This window comes from Corynebacterium jeikeium, from assembly GCA_003955985.1.
GTDB lineage: Bacteria > Actinomycetota > Actinomycetes > Mycobacteriales > Mycobacteriaceae > Corynebacterium > Corynebacterium jeikeium_D.
Genome location: CP033784.1, coordinates 1,440,581 through 1,459,225 on the forward strand (window position 1 = coordinate 1,440,581; position 18,645 = coordinate 1,459,225).

The following is an 18,645-nucleotide window of genomic DNA, read 5'->3' on the forward strand; positions in this document are numbered from 1 at the left end:
GCTAACGCAGCAACTCGCCAGTTCCGCTGGTGCCGCCCTCACCGTAGTGGCGTGCGGTGTAGACCCGAGTGGTCTTGCCGGCACGATACGCCTTTGTCGACGACGAACCAATAATCACCATGGTCCGCATATCGACGACATCCGGGTCGAACTCCGCCAGCGTGGTCACGGTGACGTGTTCCTGCTCCGAGCCGACTGCCCGCGCCACAATCACAGGCGTTGTCGGCTCGCGGTATTCCAAAGCCAAGGCACGCAGCTCTCGAATCTGCCATCTCCGCGACTTGGAGGCCGGGTTGTAGACAGCAAACGCCATGTCCGCACCGGCTACAGCACGCACTCGCTTAACGACGACCTCCCAGGGCTTCAACCTGTCGGAGAGACTGAGCATCGCAAAGTCATGGCCAAGGGGAGCACCCACTCGACTTGCGACAGCCTGAGCAGCAGTCATGCCCGGCACGACTCGAACTGGAATGTTTCGCCACATATCGTCGTCAGCGACTTCCAGCACTGCGGCCGCCATGGCGAAGACCCCCGGGTCACCGGAACTGACCACCGCAACTCGACCTCCACGCTTGGCTATATCCAGCGCCATAGTGGCTCTCTCTGCCTCTACGCGGTTGTCGGAGAGGTGGCGGCGTTGCCCGGCGCGCTCAGGAACCCGGTTGATGTAGGTGGAGTAGCCAACCAGATCCGTGGCCCGGGCCAGTTCCTCAGTGACTTCTGGGGTGGTCCAGCGCTCCGCACCCGGGCCCAGGCCGACAACGATAACTTCACCGACCGCTGGGGTAGCCGACTCAGTCGCCGTATCGGTGGCTACACCGGTCGCCACATCATTAGCTGGCTCTGATGCTCCAGATACGCTCCGTTCAGTGCCGTAGACAGCGGAAGGCACGACGGCTACTGCAAAGTACGGAACTTTCTCCGGGTCTGCATCGACCAGCGGGTAGCTGGTGTGCTCATTCATCGTTGCTCGCTCGACAACGTAGGCGCGCTCGAGCATGCCTGCGGACTGCAACGCTGTGCGCACCTTCTCAACGTTTTTCCCCAGCTTCATAATGACTACACAGTCTGAGGCGTCAAGAACCGCAGCGATGCGCTCGGAATCGGCGGTGGCTGGGACAACGCTGACGATTTCGGTAGCCTCGCCGAGCGGCTGACCAATCTCTGCTGCCGCCGCAGTAATGCTGGCCACTCCGGGGACAATCTCAGTGGGGAAGCCCTCGCTGAGAGCGTGGTGCAGATGCTGGTACGAGCTATAGAGCATCGGGTCACCGAGCGAAAGCACTGCAACACTTCGTCCCTCGGCCAAGTGCTTGTGCAGGCGAGCAGTGGCCTCTGCATAGAAACCGGCGAGCTGCTCGCGATAGTCGGCTGGGCGCCCGGTGGTCACCGGGTATTGCAATTGTTCTTCCACGGCAGCGTCGTCACGCGCGTCAATCAGTTCGGCGGCGATTGAGCGCGCCGTGGAACGTCCGTGAGTGCCGGCATGGTAGGCGATGACATCGGCTGTGCGGATGATGTCGGCACCGCGGAGTGTAATGAGACCTGCGTCGCCGGGACCGAGTCCGACGCCGTAGAGATGACCAGGCTGAGCACTGTAGGAGCCGGACATGGTTTAGATGATCTCCTTTGCGGTGGCAATGGCATTGAGGGCAGCACAGGTGATAGCCGAGCCACCGCGACGGCCGGTGACGGTGATGTACTTCAGCTCTGGGTTTTCGGCACCGGAGTCGATAGTGACCTGCTTTGATTCCGCGGCACCGACGAAGCCCACTGGCATGGCCAAAATGGCAGCGGGCATGGGGAAGGAGCCCTCATTAATGCGGTTGAGCAGGTGGAAGAGGGCGGTGGGAGCGTTGCCGATGGCGACAACCGCGCCCTCTAGGCGTGGCTTCCACAGCTCCACGGCGGCAGCAGTGCGCGTGGTGCCGAGTTCTTGAGCCAGCTTGGGGACGCGCTCATCACGCAGCAGGCAGATGACCTCGTTGTCAGCAGGTAAGCGCTTGCGGGTAATACCCGAGGCGATCATGTTGACATCGGTGAAGATAGGAGCGCCTTCCTCGAGAGCCTGGCGAGCTGCGCGCACAGCTCCCGTGGAAAAGACGATGTCCTTGGTCAGGTCGGTCTGACCTGCTGCGTGAATCATTCTGACAGCGACGGTTTCCTCATCGGCATCGAAGCGGGAAAGATCGCTTTCTTCGCGAATGATGGCAAACGAGTTACGGTAAATATCCGCACCGTCGGTGTTGTACTCAAAGCGCTTCATAGGCTTAAAGCCTAGTCCACAGCAGTGACTTCGTATTCTCCGTCCCCGGTGGCGAGATAGTCGAAGTAACCGCCCTTGGGCTTGCCGCAGCGACGCTCACAACCGGAGAAGTGCACGCGCCCCTCGGGCAGTCGGCCATCAGCAATTGCGTGAGAAGCATCGCCGCGGGTGTCAGCCAGAGACTTTTTGCAGCCGGGGCGTCCGGTGCAGGCGCTGACGCGCAGCCAGGTGGACTTCCGGTCGAAGATCAGGCCATTGGGCGCCAATACCTTGACGACCTGTTCGGCAACTTCCTCTTCCAAATCGTGCAGAATCAGCGAGTACCACGGAGTGACGTGCACAGGAACTTGCGTATGCGAAATCGCACGGGCCAGACGCGCCGGGAGGACGCCAAAGCGCAGGCCAGCGGCCAGGCTAACCAGGCCATCCGGCTGGTCAATCCAACCGATCTGGCGGGACAGCCCGGCGGTGGCATCAAAGCTCTCAGCCGGGGTCGGCTCCTGGCGACGGACTCGGGCGCCCAATTCCTCGATTACAGCATCGGCAATGCGCTCGGCCGCATTGGCTTCCGCGATGCGCCAGGCTGAACCACGGCTGTCATTCCACACCTTCGCTGTGGTGATGAGAGCCTCCACGACGTCGTCACGCGAGACGACAAGCCCCGAGGTCGCGCCGCCAATGATGAGTTCGAACGTGCCCTCATCGTGGGCGACAACGCCGAAGTCGGGGCGCTCACCGAGCACGTCACCGCGGCCGTCGTCGAAAGCCATGAGTGTGCGACCTGGCAGTGTTGCCAGCGACGGCTCCGCGATGAGAGCCTTGTCGAACTCTTGAACCAGGTCACGAACATCAGCTTTACCACCAACGCGACCGGACAGCGGCGACTGAAGAACGTTGCGTACGCGGTCGTGGCTGGTGGAGGGAACCAGCTTCTCTTCTTCCGCGGCATCGGCGAATGCGCCGGTGTTGGTGATGCCACGGATCTGAACATTGCCGCGGGAAGTGAAGTGAATATCACCGTCGCCGAAATTCTCGGCCAAATCGGCGAGTACGGCGAAGCCCGGCGCGGGAAGAAAGCCTCCGGGGAAGCGCAGACGACCAATTGCGCCATCAGCTGCGATATGAACCTTGCGGCTGCCGGGGCAACCGTCCTGACGAGTGCGGGTTCCTTGATCAGATGCAGTCATACTCTCAAGAATACGCAAACACACACAGAGCTGAGCCCCCGAAAACAGGGGCACATTATCCAGCCCCTTTCCAGCCCAACGAAACCATCCTGAAGTGGAGTTTTCATACCCCTCCGCAAAAACATACAAATTCTTCACTGAAAATCCACCGATCTACCTTTTTAAAACCTTATTGTTTTCATAACCTAACTTCCTCTGAATTAAGGGGAGTTTTCATTGGGTTTTCAATCTGGGGTTATTCAGGAGATTTCATGCCACATCACGACGCTGAAGCACTCACGCACGAGGCACACGACACCGTCGGCACCGGCCGTGCCTCGACACAGACACGCTCTGCTTCACGACGAAACCGTCGCACAATCCGAACGGGAATCGGGGTAGCGCTAGCAGGTCTTATGCCCATCGGCCTGGCTACACCTGCAAACGCACAGCCACTAAACATCCCGGGCCTATCGGATAGTGGGCTGGCGGATAAGGTGTCGTCGTCAAGCGCAAACCGCGAACTGCCTGGTTTCGGCCATGTACCGAACCCGAATATGGAGAGGCTACTCGGCATCGAGAAGGACGATGAGGAGTCTGGTAGCGAGGGCGCAGGCAGGCAGCTGACCCCGGAACAGGCTCGCGTGGCCGCAGCCTCGCCGCTGAATTCTCTGCCGCTGACCCCGTCGCGCACGGCAAATGCCGGCATGCTGGTCAGCAGTGAGGATGCCGAGATGATGGTGAACGACAAGCTGTGGAATGTGGATGCCAAGCGTATTCACTACAACTCCACGGATTCCCTCGGCAATCCCAGTGTGGACACAGCCCTTGTGGTGACTCCGAAGACGGAGTGGAAGGGCAGCGGTCCGCGTCCGGTCGTGGCAATCGCTCCGGGCACGCAGGGTGGCGCGGAAAAGTGCGACCCATCAATCTCCTCACAGACCGGCCTAAAGATTGAGTTCGGTCCGTTGGACATTATTGCTCCATACGAGACGATTCCGATGGTCGCGAACTTGAAGCGAGGCGCGACTGTGGTGATGATCGACCACCACCGCAATGCCCAGGGTAACCAGGACTACGTCGACAACATCGCCTCAGCACAGTCGCTGTTTGATGCCGTGTCTGCCTCACACGAGCTCGGCGTGGACAAAAATGCGCCCGTGGGAATTTATGGCTACTCCCAGGGTGGCTCCGCAGCCGCTGCAGCTGCTGAGCGTGCAAGTGTCTACGCTCCGGAGCTCAACGTTGCCGCATCTGCCGCCGGTGGCCCGCCGTCCGATCTTGCAAACGTCCTCGACCAGATTGATGGCACTACGCTGACCGCCGCGATTGCACTCGCAATCAATTCTGTCCTGGATAAGGATCCGGAGCTGCGCCGAGTCCTCAAGGAAGAAATCAGCCCCGAAGGCAAAGAACTGCTGGACAACGTGGGCAACTACTGCGCGGGTGGCTTGGGTTTCCATCACTCGTTTGAAACCACTGACCAGTACACGACTAGCGGTGAGTCACTCAGCGAGATGATTAAGCGCTACGAGCCGGTACAGAAGGAACTCGCACGCCAGCGCGTCGGCAACTTCGTCCCAAATGCGCCGGTGTACCTCTACTCGGGTGAGCATGATGACATCATCCCCATCAACCAGGTTCGCAAGCTGCGCGATTCCTGGCTGAATCTCGGCTTCACCGACCTGGAGTACGTCGAAAACACGACTTCACCGGTGCTACCGAAGACGGGCATTAACCATATCGTTCCGATGCTCGCGGAACTGACTAATGCCACCGACTTCCTCTGGTCCCACTTCCCAGATCAGCCGGCGGAGCAGTCGCTGGAACTCTAGCAATAGCCCCTGCAGTAGAGTGATGGAGAAATCCACTGCCATGCCGCTGACGAGAAGCTCGGTGAAAATCCGCACGGTCGCGCCACTGTCACAGTCAGACCTCGTCATCGGTTAGAAGGCAGACTCCCGCCGACCGGGGACGCGTTGCTCCCCAGGAAGTGAATGACTACACCGTGATTCTGCTGCTGTCGACCTCGGATACCGACCTTCTGTCCGCCCGCGCGGCCGCTCAGGCCAACCCGGAGGTGTCCTACCGTTGGGCAAACCCGGCGCGTCTGCTCGACGATGATTTGCCCACGCTTGCCGACGGCGCCGATGTCGTCATCATCCGACTTCTCGGTGGCCGCCGCGCCTGGGAATCCGGCATCGACTACTTTGTGAACTCCGGTATTCCCACCGTCCTCGTCTCCGGTGAGCAGGCACCCGATGCCGAACTCACCGAGTATTCGACAGTTCCCGCAAACGTTGCCACGCAAACGCACATTTACCTGGCGGAAGGCGGCGCAAAGAACCTCGCACAGCTGCACAATTTCCTGTCGGACACACTGCTTCTGACCGGTCTTGGCTTTGAAGAGCCCACTCGCATGCCGGCCTGGGGTTTCCTGGAGCGCGACTCCAAGGTGGCCACGGAAGATTCCCGCGGCACCGTCGGCATTATTTACTACCGCGCCCAGCACCTGGCGGGAAATACGCACTACATTGAGGCGCTTGCTGACGCGGTCGAGGCTCGCGGCTACGTCGCCAAGCCTATCTTCGCCGCGTCCCTGCGCACCGCCAGCGATGAACTGCTGGCAGAGCTAGCTTCCTGCGACGCGCTCATCACCACGGTGCTCGCCGCTGGCGGCAACCGCCCGGCACTCGCGCAGGCCGGCCAGGACGATGACGGCTGGGATGTCGCCGCACTCGCAGACCTGAACATTCCCATCATCCAGGGTTTGGCCCTGACTTCGTCCAAGGCGGCATGGGAGGACAACGACGAAGGTCTGTCGCCGCTGGACGTCGCAACACAGGTCGCCGTCCCCGAATTCGACGGCCGCATCATCTCGGTCGCGTTCTCGTTTAAGGAAATCGACTCCGACGAGCTCATTTCCTACGTCCCGGATCTCGAGCGTTGCGACCGCCTGGCCGGCATCGCCACCCGTTACGCCGCGCTCCGCCACATCAACAACGCTGACAAGCGCGTCGCCGTCATGCTCTCTGCGTACCCGACCAAGCACGCCCGCATCGGCAACGCTGTCGGTCTGGACACACCAGCATCCACGTTGAAGGTGCTGCACGCGCTTGCCGACGCCGGATACAACCTCGGCGACACCACCAAAATCCCCGGATATGCCACCGCCGAGGATGGTGCCGATGAACCAGATGCGTTCATGCACGCCATCATCGAGGCCGGCGGCCAGGACCCGGACTGGCTGACCGAAGAGGTTATGGAGGCAGCCGAGCTTCGCCTGCCCGCTGCCACCTACGAGAAGTTCTTCGCTACCTTGCCGGAAGAACTTCGCTCCGACATGCAGGACAAGTGGGGTGCCGCGCCGGGCACCCTGTACGTCCACCCGGATACCCAGGACATCTACATTGCGGGCCTGACCTTCGGCAATGTCGTGGTCATGGTGCAGCCACCGCGCGGTTTCGGTGACAACCCGGTGGGTATCTACCACGACCCGGATCTGCCGCCGACGCACCATTACCTGGCCTGCTACCGCTTCCTGTCGCTGCCGCAGGCGGAGGGCGGTTTCGGCGCCGATGCCGTGGTTCACATGGGCAAGCACGGCAACCTGGAGTGGCTGCCGGGCAAGACCGTCGGCCTTTCCGCTTCCTGCGGCCCGGATGCTGCCATCGGCGAGCTGCCAATGATCTACCCCTTCCTGGTCAACGACCCGGGCGAAGGCACACAGGCCAAGCGCCGTGCTCACGCCACGCTTGTCGACCACCTCATTCCGCCAATGGCCCGCGCCGAATCCTACGGTGACATCACCCGTCTGGAACAGCTTCTCGACGAGCACCAGAACATCTCCGCCATGGATCCGGCCAAGCTGCCGGCCATCCGCCAGGAGATTTGGACGCTGCTGACCGCCGCGAAGATGGACCGCGACCTCGGCTGGGACGAGCGCCCGGACGAGGAGGTCTTCGATGACATGCTCATGCATGTCGACGGCTGGCTCTGCGAGATTAAGGACGTCGCCATCCGCGGTGGCCTCCACGTGCTCAGCCAGGCACCGGAAGACGAATCTCTAATCGGCACTGTGACCACCATGTTGCGCGCCCGCCAGCTGTGGGGCGGCAAGCAGACCCTGCCGGGCCTGCGCGAAGCTCTCGGCCTGGCCGAGGACGGCACCGATGAACGCCACGCTGTGGACTCTATCGATGCACTGGCTACGGCACTGGTAACCGCCGTGGTGAAGAATCCCGACCAACCAGTGACACAGATCGCGGCTGATGTGCTCGGCTCCGAGGAATTCGCCGATATCGCGGCACCAAACGGCCTCGATCAGGTTGTCGAGCTGCTGCAGTTCACCCGCGACGAAATTCTCCCGCGCCTGGCTGCTACCAGCGAGGAGATCCCGCGCATTCTTTCCGCTCTCGATGGCGAATTCGTTCCGGCTGGCCCCTCCGGTTCACCACTGCGCGGCCTGGTCAACGTGCTGCCAACTGCCCGCAACTTCTACTCGGTCGACCCCAAGGCGGTGCCGTCGCGCCTGGCTTGGGAAACCGGCGTCAACCTCGCCGATGGCCTGATTGAACGCTACCGCGCCGACCACGGCGAGTACCCGAAGTCGGTTGGCTTGTCGGTATGGGGCACTTCCGCCATGCGTACCTCGGGCGATGACATCGCCGAGGTGCTCGCGTTGATTGGTGTGCATCCGGTGTGGGATGACGCATCTCGCCGTATTGTCGGCCTTGAGCCGATTCCGCTGGAGGAGCTGGGCCGACCGCGCATTGACGTGACCGTCCGTATTTCCGGCTTCTTCCGTGATGCGTTTCCGCATGTTATCGACCTTTTGGATGACGCGTTTCAGCTCGTCGTCAAGCTTGATGAATCCGATGAGGACAACTACGTGCGCGCCCATGCGAAGGCCGACCAGCAGGAGCGCCCGCGTCGCATCTTCGGTTCCAAGCCGGGCACCTATGGAGCTGGCCTGCTGCAGCTGATCGATTCCGGTTCCTGGCGCGATGACGCGGACTTGGCAAAGGTCTACACGACCTGGGGTGGCTACGCCTATGGCCGCGGCGTCGATGGGGAAGAGGCAGCTGACGACATGAAGACGGCCTACCGCCGTATTCAGGTTGCCGCGAAGAATGCCGATACCCGCGAGCACGATATCGCCGACTCCGATGACTACTTCCAGTTCCACGGCGGCATGATCGCCACGGTCCGTGCACTGACGGGTTCCGCTCCAGAGGCGTATGTGGGAGATTCCACGCGCCCGGACGCCGTGCGCACCCGCACCCTGCACGAGGAGACTCGACGCGTCTTCCGAGCCCGCGTAGTCAACCCACGCTGGATGCAGGCCATGCGTAACCACGGCTACAAGGGCGCCTTCGAAATGGCCGCAACCGTCGACTACCTCTTCGGTTACGACGCGACGGCGCAGGTCATGGATGACTGGATGTACGAAACGCTTACCGACGAGTACGTTGCGAACCCGGAAAACCGCGAGTTCTTTGAACAGTCGAATCCGTGGGCTTTGCACGATATTTCCGAGCGCCTGATGGAGGCCGCCGAGCGCGGTATGTGGGAAAACCCCGACCAGGAACGCATGGATCTGCTGCGCCAGACCTACCTGGATACAGAGGGCGACTTGGAGGAGCGCGCTGACCGGTAGGTAACCGCTAGGCGACCGGTAGGCGACCGCTAGTCGTGGTCTAACCGGCCGATAGCCGTAACCACTTGCTCATCTAGTGGCGGTTACACTGGGGAACTATGAGCAAGTGGTTCACAATTATTTACCTCATCGCCGAGATTGCGGCCTTTATCGCACTTGGTGAATGGATTGGCTATGGCTGGACCGTCCTGCTGGTTCTGGGTCTATTCATTCTGGGATTGGTTTTCGCCGCCATCGAGTTCAAGCGCATCTACCAGAAGTTGCTGCTGGATACTTCTCGTACTCTTACTGAGTACGGACAGAAGCATCCGGAGGAGGCAATCAAGCGCTCGGCAAAGGGCGCGGGACACTTTGTGGCTGACTCGGCAATCCTGTTGGTTGGCTCTTGGCTGATTGCCCTGCCGGGCGTCGTCTCCACGGTTGTTGGTTTCCTCATGGTGCTACCGCCGACTCGCTGGCTGATTCGTAAGAGCGGATCGGTGGCACTGCTCAACGGACTCCGCAACTTCAGTGACCGCAGCATGATGGTGGTCTCTCAGTACGGCATGAACCCGGGTGCTCCAGGAACTGGCGCTGGTGCTGGCGGTTTTTCGGGTTTCCCTGGATTCTCTGGTGGTTTCCCGGGTGCGGATGGCAAGGCCTTCCCACAGGATAAAATCGTCCCACCGGCACCGGACAACGCCTGGGATGATGACCAGGACGACAGCGACAAGCGCTAACTCAAAAACTCGCAAACGTAGAGAGTTCTCTTATACAAGTGCACACTAACCGCCAAGCGCGCTCCAGCGAGCACGGGAACGTCGCTCAGAAAGACGCTTCGAAAGACATTCTGGAGAATCCGAATCGCTGGCAGGCGCGCTTTCGCGCGCTTACCCCACTAAAGCAGCGCCTCGTTCTCGCCTTCATTGCAATCCTCGCTGGTGGATTGCAGTTCTTAAGCTATGCGCCCATGAGCTGGTGGTGGACGGCCTGGATCGGCCTCGCCCTGCTCATTTTTGCCTTCTTCTGCGCAGCCGATTGGAAATCCAGCGTAGTGGTGGGCTTCAGCTGGGCAACAGCGACGGCTCTTTTCTCACTGCCGTGGATCGGCTCCTTCGTCGGCATTGGCCCCTACGTGGCGCTCTCAATTGTGCTGGGACTGCTCGCAATTCCGGCGGCGCTTGCGATGTGGCTGATTGCCCAATCCAGTTTCCCCCTCGCGCTGAAGCTCCCTGGCATGGCCGCTGCGCTCGTGGCAGGGGAGGCGCTGCTAGCCCGCTGGCCTTTCGGAGGCTTCCCCTGGCTCCGCGTTGCCTGGGGGCAGGTCGACGGCCCGCTGGCCCCAGCAGTGGCAATCGGCAGCACTGCATTGGTCACTTTCCTCGCTGCTTGCGTTGGTGCGGGACTGGTCGCGCTCACGCTACGTTCCTATGCAACCTCCGCTGCGCTTTTGGTGGGAGCGTTATTCGTCGGCTGGGTTCTTCCTGCGTGGACCCAACCGCTGCCTGAGCCTACGGCCGCTGACAACACCCGTGTCGCGGTTATCCAGGGCAATGTTCCGCGCCTCGGTTTAGAGTTCAATGCCCAGCGCCGCGCAGTCCTGCAAAACCACGCCGATGCCACCAATGAGCTGGCCCGACGTGTCCACCAAGGTAAGGAAGAGCAGCCGGACATCGTCATCTGGCCCGAAAACTCCTCCGATGTCAGCCCGTTTACGGATGGGGAAGCGGCACGCATTATCGAAAACGCCGCGATGAATATTGGCGCTCCCATCGTGGTCGGCACCTTTACCTACACCAATGGGGTGCAAAACACCATGGTGGTCTGGGATCCGCAGACCGGCCCCGGCGACCAGCACGAGAAAATCTATCTCCAGCCCTTCGGCGAGACCATGCCATTCCGCGAACTGCTACGTCACTTTTCCGACATGGTCGCTCACGCCGGAGACATGACTCCGGGCAGCGGCGATGCCGTGGTTACAACGCCAGGCACCGATGGTTTAAAGAAGGTCAATCTAGGCGTGGCCACCTGTTACGAAGTGGTCTTCGATGGTGCCTTCCGCAACGCAGTCAAACACGGCGCAACCATGCTGGCCACGCCCACAAATAACGCCACCTTCGGTTTCACCGACATGACCTACCAACAGCTGGCCATGAGCCGCATGCGAGCCATGGAGTTCCAACGCTCCACGGCCGTCGCCGCAACCAGCGGTGTGAGCGCGATTGTGGATGCGCACGGAGACGTCGTAAAGCGGAGCAAAATCTTCGAGCAGAAGGTACTCACTGAAACTCTGCCTCAGTACGCCCACCTGACTTTTGCAGCCCGCTTCGGGACGTGGATTGAAGGTCTACTGACCGCATTCGGTATTCTTTGTGTGGTTGGTGCCGTCCTGCGTCGCCGTGGCGGAGATGCCAGGGCAGGCGCAGATGAAGTTGATGGCCGGGATACTGAGCAGAACATGCACTAAGGAGAATCACGAGTGACTGCCCTAAATGAGTCGACGCTGGTTGTCATTCCCACTTTCAACGAGCGGGAAAACCTGCCGGGCGTGATTGCACGCCTGCGCGCAGCGGAGCCTCGCGTCGACATTTTGGTTGTCGATGACTCTTCACCAGACGGCACCGGTGAGCTCGCCGATGAAATCGCTGCCGCTGACAAGTCGGACAACGGCGAAGAGCACATCTACGTCCTGCACCGCGAGGGCAAGGGCGGTCTCTGGGGTGCGTACCGCGCGGGCTTCGCTTGGGGTCTCGAGCGCGACTACGAGGTTCTCTGCGAGATGGATGCCGACGGCTCCCACGCACCAGAGCAGTTCCATCTGCTGCTGGAGAAGCTCGAGGACGGTGCCGATGTCGTCATCGGTTCCCGCTACATTCCGGGCGGCAAGACCGTCAACTGGCCAATGAGCCGTCAGGTTCTCTCCCGCGGCGGCAACCTCTACATCTCGCTGGCGCTCGGCGCGGGCATCTCGGATATCACCGCTGGCTACCGTGCTTATCGACGGGAAGTTCTCGAAACCCTTGACCTCGAGAACATTGGCAAGGCTGCGTACCTGTTCCAGACCGAGCTCGCTTTTGAGGCTGTACAGGCGGGCTTCTTGGTGGAGGAGGTTCCGATCACCTTTACTGAGCGCGAGTACGGCGAGTCCAAGATGGATGGCAGCTTTGTGAAGCAGTCTCTGCTGCAGGTCACCAAGTGGGGATTCAAGCACCGCTCGCAGCAGGTAAAAAACCTGGGGTCGGAGATTGGTCGCCTGGCTGGTCACGAGTTTAAGCAGCGATTCCGCAAGTAGGGCTAGGGCAGCCCCAAAGATTGCGGCCTACCTGTGTGGAGACGGGCTGCCTGTATGACTGCGGGCTGCAAATGTGAATACGGGCTGCCTGTATGAATGGGGGCTGCAAATGTGAAACTGTCTTAGTTTATGACAGTTTCAAGCCATTTTTCAGGCCATTTTTGTCATAAACGCAGTCAGTAACTCGGATCGGCCCGCCGCAGCCAGGCACCAACAAAAAACGGGCCCGAATAAGGAGCAAAACCTTATCCGGACCCATTTTGCAGCATGTAATTCACAGCTGCAGCGCCCTAAAGCTCACTAGCGCAAGCCAGCTCAAACCTTAAGCGTTCTTCTCTGCTTCTTCGGCTTCCTTCTGAGCCTTCAGCAGGCGAGCGGCGTTACGACGACGCTTGCGCAGCAAGTCAACACGCTCATCCAGCAGCACGTCGAGCTCCTCGATGGAGCGGCGCTCACGGAGCATGTCCCAGTGAGTCCTCGGCGGCTTCACCGGCTTGGCTTCAGTGCCTTCGCCTTCAACCAGCTCACCAATTTGGCCATTCTTGCACAGCCATTCACCTGGAATTTCCGCGTCATCCGCGAATGGGACCTCGAAGATCTCACCGGATTCAGTGCGGTAGCGGACCATCATTCGCGGCGCGAGGTCATGATCGCGATCGGTCTCATACGAAACGGCGCCCATGCGACTGCCACGAAGAACTCGATCTGCCATGTGGAACGTGCCCCCTTTGGTAGAAATACTAGACCACACATTATAACGCCTTAATCTGTATTCATGCCATAATTGACTTCTGTGTCAGATCAAAAGCCGAGCACAACTACTGCCAATTGCCAGTGGTGTGGCCGCGAAATGGAGGTCGCCATCCGCGGTCGCCGTCGCAAGTTCTGCAGCCAAGCCTGCCGGCAGCGCGCGTACGAAAAACGCACTGGCGTAGCAAAAGGCGCTTCCAGGCCGATTGCCGAGCGAATCAATTCGGATCTCACGCTAAAGACCGCCACCGATGCCACGAGCAGGCCGGCGGGCGATGACGTCGTAAAGCGAATAGGGGACGGGCTCTTCGAAGTACGTTGTCTCGCCGAAGACTTGCGCACCGCGCTTGACGACGGCATGGAGACTGCCGTCCTGCAGGAGATTACGCAGGAATTGATTATGAAAACGCGCGAGGTGGAACGGTTTATCCCATAGCGGATTAAAAGGATAGGATGAGCACTATGAATTCTGGTGTCCGTAAGTCAATTATTACTTTGATAGCCGTTGCAGTTGTTGCGCTCGCAATTGTTATTGTGGGGCCAGTTTTGTATCGCGTTTTCACGCATGAAGGGGTGCGTACTGGGGATTTCGAGGCCACGGAGCTGCCTGCAGCAACGACTGATGCGAATGGCACCTGGAAGATTGTCGGTGGCGATAACTCACAGAACACCTCCGTTGGTTTTACTTTTAATGAGGTACTGCCGGGCAGCAGGCGGACGACGTCCGGTTCCACCCACGATGTCACCGGCGAGCTGAAGGTTGCTAACAACAATCTTGAGGACGCATCCGTTGTTGTTGATATGGCAACTCTGACTAGCGATATTGAACGTCGTGACATCAATGTCCGCAACAATATTTTCAGCGTTGAGCAGTACCCAGAAGCTAAGTTTGAGCTTGCAGAGCCGCTCGATATTTCAAGCATTCCAGATAACGGCCAATGGGCAAATATCGAGATTCCGGGACGCCTGACCATTCGCGGTGTCACCAATGATGTCACCGTGCCAATGAAGGCCGCTCGTACCGAAAACCTGGTTTTGCTGTCGGGCACTTTGCCAATCAACCGCCTGGATTACAACGTGCGCCTGCCACAGTTTGTAGCTGCATCTATCGAGGAGAACGGCGAACTCAATCTGCGCATTGTCGCAGAGAAGCAGGACGCGTAGGACGCGTAGGTTTCGCGGCTGGCAGACACAGCCATCTAAAGAGAATCGCAGTAGCGCTCTAAAGAGAATCGCAGTAGCGCTAATCCAAAGAGGCTTATAGCCAGCGAAAATACACCTCGATTCGTCACTGTGACGCAATAAAGCCATTTAGCCACACACCACAGAAGTCCTGCCAAAAACAATTTTGGTAGGCCAGTTGGGAGTCACAACGATATGAACACCTACGAAGCAATGTTGCTCGCACGAAAGGTGCGAATGGTACTTCTGATTATCTTCATTGCATTCGTGGCCTACAAGGGCGTGTGGTGGCTCGTGGCTGTCGGCATACTCCTGATTGGCATGACGCTATGGCAGAACAAGCGGCTGCGGGAAGAGATCGCCGTCCGCAACGCGGATGAGCTTGCAGCGAACGCCAAGGACAATGAGCAATAATCCCGACGGCATAGATCAAGCGCCAAGATAGAACACGGCAGCAGAAAAAGCGGCGGCGAAAAAGGCGACAGTCCTGGAAATTCAGAAAACCCCAGGGCCAACCACTTTCATTATTTGTCCGATAATATACATTATGACATTTTGGCCTTAGGATCCCGTCCTCCCCATTACCGCCGATGCGCCATTGCCGTCAGGTCTAAGGAATTTTTAGTAAGATTTCTCGCATGCCTGAACTCTCAGACACATCCAGCAGCTCAGACAGACCCAATGCGTCCGACACATCAGATAGATCTGGCTCGTCCGACGACCCAGAGCCTCGCGCCAACGTTGACGGGCTCTCTGTAGCCGCAGTAAGCGCAATCACCGCAGCATCCCCAGCGAACGCAGCGAACACTTCAGGTGATGCCGCGTGATTGTATCCGCGCTTATCGTATTAGCGGTCTTTCTTTTCCTCGTTTTCGCCAATGCAATTTTCGTTGCTGTCGAGTTTTCCTACCTCACGGTTAATAGGAACGATGTCAAGAACGCCGCAAACGCCGGCTCAAAGTCCGCATATTTAGTAGACCGTGCTCTATCACGCACCTCTACAAACCTCTCCGGCGCACAGCTGGGAATTACGGTCACCAGCCTCGTCGCTGGTTTCCTGACCGGGCCTTCCCTCGGCGTCCTCCTCGAAGCCGCATTTGGTGGCACTAGCATCTCTCCCGCCACCGTCACTGCAATCAGCACTACGGGCGCTTTCATTATCGCGACTTTCACTCAAATGGTCTTTGGCGAACTCGTCCCCAAAAACTGGGCCATCGCCGAGCCCACTAAAGTCGCAAACCTCGTGGTCAGGCCACAGAATGCCTTCATGTTCGCATTCGGCTGGCTGGTCTGGCTACTCAACAGCGCGGCTAATTGGGTGCTAAAACGGCTCGGCTTCTCCCCTGAGGAAGAGGTCGCCAGTGCCAGGACGGCGGAGGAACTCCGTGCCGTCGTCACGCGCTCTAGCGATGAAGGAAAAATTAACCCGCAGACCGCCGAGTTGGTGGCGCGATCGATCGAGTTCGGCGAGCGCACGGCGGCTGATGTGATGACGCCACGCACACAGATCATCTTTATCGAAGATCAGAGCGTCGCAGAGATGCTGACGGTCGTCGCAGATTCTGGACATGCACGCTTCCCCGTCGTTGGCAATAGCGTCGACGACATTCGCGGCGTGGTGCATTACACCGACCTGCTCAGCGTGCCACACGCACAACGCTTGACGACGTCGGCTGCGAGCCTGGCCAAAGATGTACTCGTGGTAAATGACTCGACCACACTTGATCCGCTGATGCGTCAACTGCGTGAGGATGCATACCAGTTCGCGGTGGTTGTCGATGAGTACGGCGGCACGGACGGCATTGTGACGTTGGAGGATCTCGTCGAGGAAATCGTCGGTGAAATTGACGATGAACAGGACGATCGTTCGTTGCTCTACAGCCGGATTAGCCCCAATACGGTGATTGTTTCCGGTCTCATGCGCCCTGATGAGTTGGGAGAGATCCTAAACCTGGTCCTGCCGGAGGGCGAAGAATCCGACACTATTGGTGGATTTATCACCGAACGCTTGGATCGCATGCCTCGCTTCGGCGACACGATTACGGTCGAAGCCACCGACCACGAAAACCTCGATGAGGAGAACTTGCCTACCACCGCTGAAGTTGCATTTCGAGTCGAGCGCATGGCGCGTCACCGCGTTGGCCGTATTCGTGTCCAGGTGGACCGCGCCGGCAACAAGGTCACGCGCACGGATGAAGGCGCTCACCAGGACGGAACCAGTCACAACCACGTCGAGCACAACAGCGAAAAGGAGGGCTAGAACATGCCACTACTTACTCTTATTTTGCTGTTGGCCCTCAATGCCTGGTTTGTCGCCGCTGAATTTGCGATGGTCTCGGCTCGCCGCGATCAAATTGAACCGGATGCCGTCAGCGGCTCTACCAGCGCAAAGTACGCGCTGCGCGGTATCGAAAACGTGTCGGTCTCCCTGGCGGCAACACAGCTGGGCATTACCGCCTGTTCCCTGCTCATCGGTGCCGTCGGCGAGCCTGCGATTGCGCACTTCTTCGAGCCCTACATGACAGCACTGGGACTCCCCGCGGGCACCGCCCACGTGGTTGCGCTGGCGTTGGCGCTGCTGATTGTCACTTTCTTACACATGGTTGTCGGCGAAATGGTGCCGAAGAACATCGCTATTGCGGCTCCCAGCCCGACGGCGAAGTTCGTGGCTATTCCGCTGTATGTGATTGTGCGGGTGCTCAATCCGGTTATCTGGGCGATGAATACGACGTCGAACATCGTGGTTCGCAAGGTTCTTCGCGCCACTCCGAAGGACGAGGTCGATTCCTCCTTCACCGCTAGTCAGGTGCAAGATTTCGTCGCCGAGTCCGGGCGTCAGGGCCTTCTCGACAATGACGAGCTCGCGCTCCTCCACAAAGCTCTCGGCTTCGAGCATCTCACCGCCGCGGATGTCACTATGCAACTCGACACCCTCGTCACCATTGGCTCCGACGCCACCGTCGCCGACATCGAAGAGCTCAGCGCACGCACGCGCTTTTCCCGCTTCCCCATCACCGATGCCGACAGCAGCTTCATCGGCTACCTTCATGTCAAGGATTTGCTCTCGCTTGACGACGGTCACCGCAACCGACCCTTCCCGCGGAATCTGATTCGCACCTTTGCAAGCGTCAGCCCGGATGCCAAGCTCCAGACGGTCATGCGGCTGATGCAGCGCGAGCAGGCTCACTTCGCCTTGGTGACGGAGGAAAATAGTACTTCGGAGAGCTCTGTCAACGGAATCGTTGCGCTGGAGGACGTACTAGAAGAGCTCGTCGGCGAAGTCCGCCAGGCAACAGCCTAGCGAGCGCGCCGACGAGCCCCGTCGATTCCAGCTGGTTACTTGCTGCTGAAAGCTAGTTAGCTAATTACTTCAGTGCAGCCAGTGCGGAGTCGTAGTCCGGCTCCGTGGTGATCTCATCGACCAGCTGGTTGTAAATGACCTTGCCCTCTTCGTCAGTGACGACTACGGCACGAGCAAGCAGGCCAGCGAGCGGGCCATCCTGCTGGACAACACCGAAGGCTTCGCCGAAGCCGTGGCGGAAGTCCGAGGCAACCTCAACGTTGTCCAGGCCTTCTGCAGCGCAGAAGCGGCCGAGAGCGAACGGCAGGTCACGCGAAACATTAACCACGACGGTGTTGTCCAGCCCAGCAGCGTCCTCGTTGAAGTGACGCACCGAAGCTGCACAAACACCGGTGTCTACCGACGGGAAGATGTTGTAGACGACCTTCTTACCAGCGAAGGTCTCGTTGGTGACCTCCCCGAGGTCGCCACCGGTGAGGGTAAACTCCGGAGCCTTGTTGCCCACCTCGGGCAGGTCTCCGGAAAGCTGGACTGGGTTGGACTGAAATGCGGTTTGTGTCATAGCGCCCTTTTTACCGCCTTTCGTCCGGATCCTCCAGGCTGTTTTCTGGAAATCAGTAGAATCGTGACAGAAATGAAATTCCGGGCCGCAGTATCTTGAGCAATCTTGCGTACCTTGCGGTCCGGGCCACGCTATTCAAGCGGGCCCCACGTTTAAACTCCGAGGAAAGGCAGCCATGAGTTTGATTACCGCAATTGTGTCCATCGATGTCGAAGCTGACAAGATTCCGGAGGCCGCCGAGACCATCGTCGAGATCGACGGCGTGACTGAGGTCTACTCCGTTACTGGTGACTGGGACTTGGTCGTCGTGGTGCGCGCAACTAATCACGATGATTTGGCGGAAATCATTCCAAATCTCATCAGCAAGGTCGACGGTGTTATTCGCACCCAGACTCAGCTGGCTTTCCGCACCTACTCTCAGCACGACCTGGAAAGTGCATTCTCCATCGGGCTGGAGTAGGCGCGGTTTCTTCCACCGAGCCGTGCGG

General features: G+C 59.2%; 16 protein-coding genes. 11 read left to right on the forward strand and 5 right to left on the reverse strand.

The features are described from left to right. Nucleotide 1: 1 nt before the first annotated feature. The 3 genes from cobJ to cobG are packed head-to-tail and all read right to left on the reverse strand — an operon-like array spanning nt 2 to nt 3,591. The gene (gene cobJ, locus EGX79_06385) at nt 2–1,612 is read right to left on the reverse strand and encodes a precorrin-3B C(17)-methyltransferase (protein ID AYX81841.1); all 1,611 of its coding nucleotides are present in this window, start codon (nt 1,610–1,612) and stop codon (nt 2–4) included. 3 nt (nt 1,613–1,615) lie between these two features. After that, nucleotides 1,616–2,266 carry a precorrin-8X methylmutase gene (locus EGX79_06390; protein ID AYX81842.1) on the reverse strand — a complete coding sequence of 217 codons (651 nt, stop codon included), beginning with the start codon at nt 2,264–2,266 and terminating at the stop codon, nt 1,616–1,618. A gap of 11 nt (nt 2,267–2,277) precedes the next feature. Next, entirely contained in the window at nt 2,278–3,591 is a 1,314-nt protein-coding gene (cobG, locus tag EGX79_06395; protein ID AYX81843.1) for a precorrin-3B synthase, read from the reverse strand. A 113-nt stretch (nt 3,592–3,704) separates the two neighbouring features. On the opposite strand from cobG, the gene EGX79_06400 reads away from it, so the two are divergent. The 5 genes from EGX79_06400 (at nt 3,705) to EGX79_06420 (ending at nt 12,362) form a co-directional block, all read left to right on the forward strand. Beyond that, nucleotides 3,705–5,267: a lipase gene (locus EGX79_06400; protein AYX81844.1), complete on the forward strand. Its 1,563-nt coding sequence runs from the start codon at nt 3,705–3,707 to the stop codon at nt 5,265–5,267. A gap of 173 nt (nt 5,268–5,440) precedes the next feature. Continuing rightward, entirely contained in the window at nt 5,441–9,091 is a 3,651-nt protein-coding gene (cobN, locus tag EGX79_06405; GenBank protein ID AYX81845.1) for a cobaltochelatase subunit CobN, read from the forward strand. Between the two features lie 98 nt (nt 9,092–9,189). Beyond that, on the forward strand, nt 9,190–9,810 hold the full coding sequence (locus EGX79_06410; GenBank protein ID AYX81846.1) for an FxsA family protein: 621 nt from the start codon (nt 9,190–9,192) through the stop codon (nt 9,808–9,810). 38 nt (nt 9,811–9,848) lie between these two features. Continuing rightward, the gene (gene lnt / locus EGX79_06415; GenBank protein ID AYX81847.1) at nt 9,849–11,537 is read left to right on the forward strand and encodes an apolipoprotein N-acyltransferase; all 1,689 of its coding nucleotides are present in this window, start codon (nt 9,849–9,851) and stop codon (nt 11,535–11,537) included. Nucleotides 11,538–11,549: 12 nt separating this feature from the next. Further along, complete coding sequence (locus EGX79_06420) at nt 11,550–12,362, forward strand: polyprenol monophosphomannose synthase (protein AYX81848.1); 813 nt, start codon at nt 11,550–11,552, stop codon at nt 12,360–12,362. A gap of 322 nt (nt 12,363–12,684) precedes the next feature. On the opposite strand, the gene EGX79_06425 is transcribed toward EGX79_06420, so the two are convergent. Continuing rightward, complete coding sequence (locus tag EGX79_06425; GenBank protein AYX81849.1) at nt 12,685–13,074, reverse strand: RNA polymerase-binding protein RbpA; 390 nt, start codon at nt 13,072–13,074, stop codon at nt 12,685–12,687. 72 nt (nt 13,075–13,146) lie between these two features. On the opposite strand from EGX79_06425, the gene EGX79_06430 reads away from it, so the two are divergent. The 5 genes from EGX79_06430 (at nt 13,147) to EGX79_06450 (ending at nt 17,595) form a co-directional block, all read left to right on the forward strand. Then, complete coding sequence (locus EGX79_06430; protein AYX81850.1) at nt 13,147–13,548, forward strand: hypothetical protein; 402 nt, start codon at nt 13,147–13,149, stop codon at nt 13,546–13,548. Between the two features lie 17 nt (nt 13,549–13,565). After that, entirely contained in the window at nt 13,566–14,276 is a 711-nt protein-coding gene (locus tag EGX79_06435) for a YceI family protein (protein ID AYX81851.1), read from the forward strand. A 213-nt stretch (nt 14,277–14,489) separates the two neighbouring features. Beyond that, nucleotides 14,490–14,708 (forward strand): hypothetical protein, encoded by a 219-nt coding sequence (locus EGX79_06440; protein AYX81852.1) that lies wholly within the window; start codon nt 14,490–14,492, stop codon nt 14,706–14,708. A gap of 409 nt (nt 14,709–15,117) precedes the next feature. Then, nucleotides 15,118–16,554, forward strand: a complete 1,437-nt coding sequence (locus EGX79_06445; GenBank protein ID AYX81853.1) for an HlyC/CorC family transporter — start codon at nt 15,118–15,120, stop codon at nt 16,552–16,554. Between the two features lie 3 nt (nt 16,555–16,557). Continuing rightward, nucleotides 16,558–17,595, forward strand: a complete 1,038-nt coding sequence (locus tag EGX79_06450) for an HlyC/CorC family transporter (GenBank protein AYX81854.1) — start codon at nt 16,558–16,560, stop codon at nt 17,593–17,595. 64 nt (nt 17,596–17,659) lie between these two features. On the opposite strand, the gene EGX79_06455 is transcribed toward EGX79_06450, so the two are convergent. After that, nucleotides 17,660–18,157 (reverse strand): thiol peroxidase, encoded by a 498-nt coding sequence (locus EGX79_06455; GenBank protein AYX81855.1) that lies wholly within the window; start codon nt 18,155–18,157, stop codon nt 17,660–17,662. Between the two features lie 175 nt (nt 18,158–18,332). Between EGX79_06455 and EGX79_06460 the strand changes: the two genes are divergently transcribed. Continuing rightward, nucleotides 18,333–18,617: an Lrp/AsnC family transcriptional regulator gene (locus EGX79_06460; GenBank protein ID AYX81856.1), complete on the forward strand. Its 285-nt coding sequence runs from the start codon at nt 18,333–18,335 to the stop codon at nt 18,615–18,617. The last annotated feature ends 28 nt before the right edge of the window (nt 18,618–18,645 follow it).

What these genes read in the sequence shown, in the direction of transcription:
- EGX79_06460 (AYX81856.1), top strand. Translation starts at nt 18,333, where the DNA reads ATGAGTTTGATTACCGCAATTGTGTCCATCGATGTCGAAGCTGACAAG.
- EGX79_06440 (AYX81852.1), top strand. Translation starts at nt 14,490, where the DNA reads ATGAACACCTACGAAGCAATGTTGCTCGCACGAAAGGTGCGAATGGTA.
- cobJ (AYX81841.1), bottom strand. Translation starts at nt 1,612, where the DNA reads ATGTCCGGCTCCTACAGTGCTCAGCCTGGTCATCTCTACGGCGTCGGA.
- EGX79_06400 (AYX81844.1), top strand. Translation starts at nt 3,705, where the DNA reads ATGCCACATCACGACGCTGAAGCACTCACGCACGAGGCACACGACACC.
- EGX79_06435 (AYX81851.1), top strand. Translation starts at nt 13,566, where the DNA reads ATGAGCACTATGAATTCTGGTGTCCGTAAGTCAATTATTACTTTGATA.
- EGX79_06410 (AYX81846.1), top strand. Translation starts at nt 9,190, where the DNA reads ATGAGCAAGTGGTTCACAATTATTTACCTCATCGCCGAGATTGCGGCC.
- EGX79_06425 (AYX81849.1), bottom strand. Translation starts at nt 13,074, where the DNA reads ATGGCAGATCGAGTTCTTCGTGGCAGTCGCATGGGCGCCGTTTCGTAT.
- EGX79_06455 (AYX81855.1), bottom strand. Translation starts at nt 18,157, where the DNA reads ATGACACAAACCGCATTTCAGTCCAACCCAGTCCAGCTTTCCGGAGAC.
- EGX79_06450 (AYX81854.1), top strand. Translation starts at nt 16,558, where the DNA reads ATGCCACTACTTACTCTTATTTTGCTGTTGGCCCTCAATGCCTGGTTT.
- EGX79_06390 (AYX81842.1), bottom strand. Translation starts at nt 2,266, where the DNA reads ATGAAGCGCTTTGAGTACAACACCGACGGTGCGGATATTTACCGTAAC.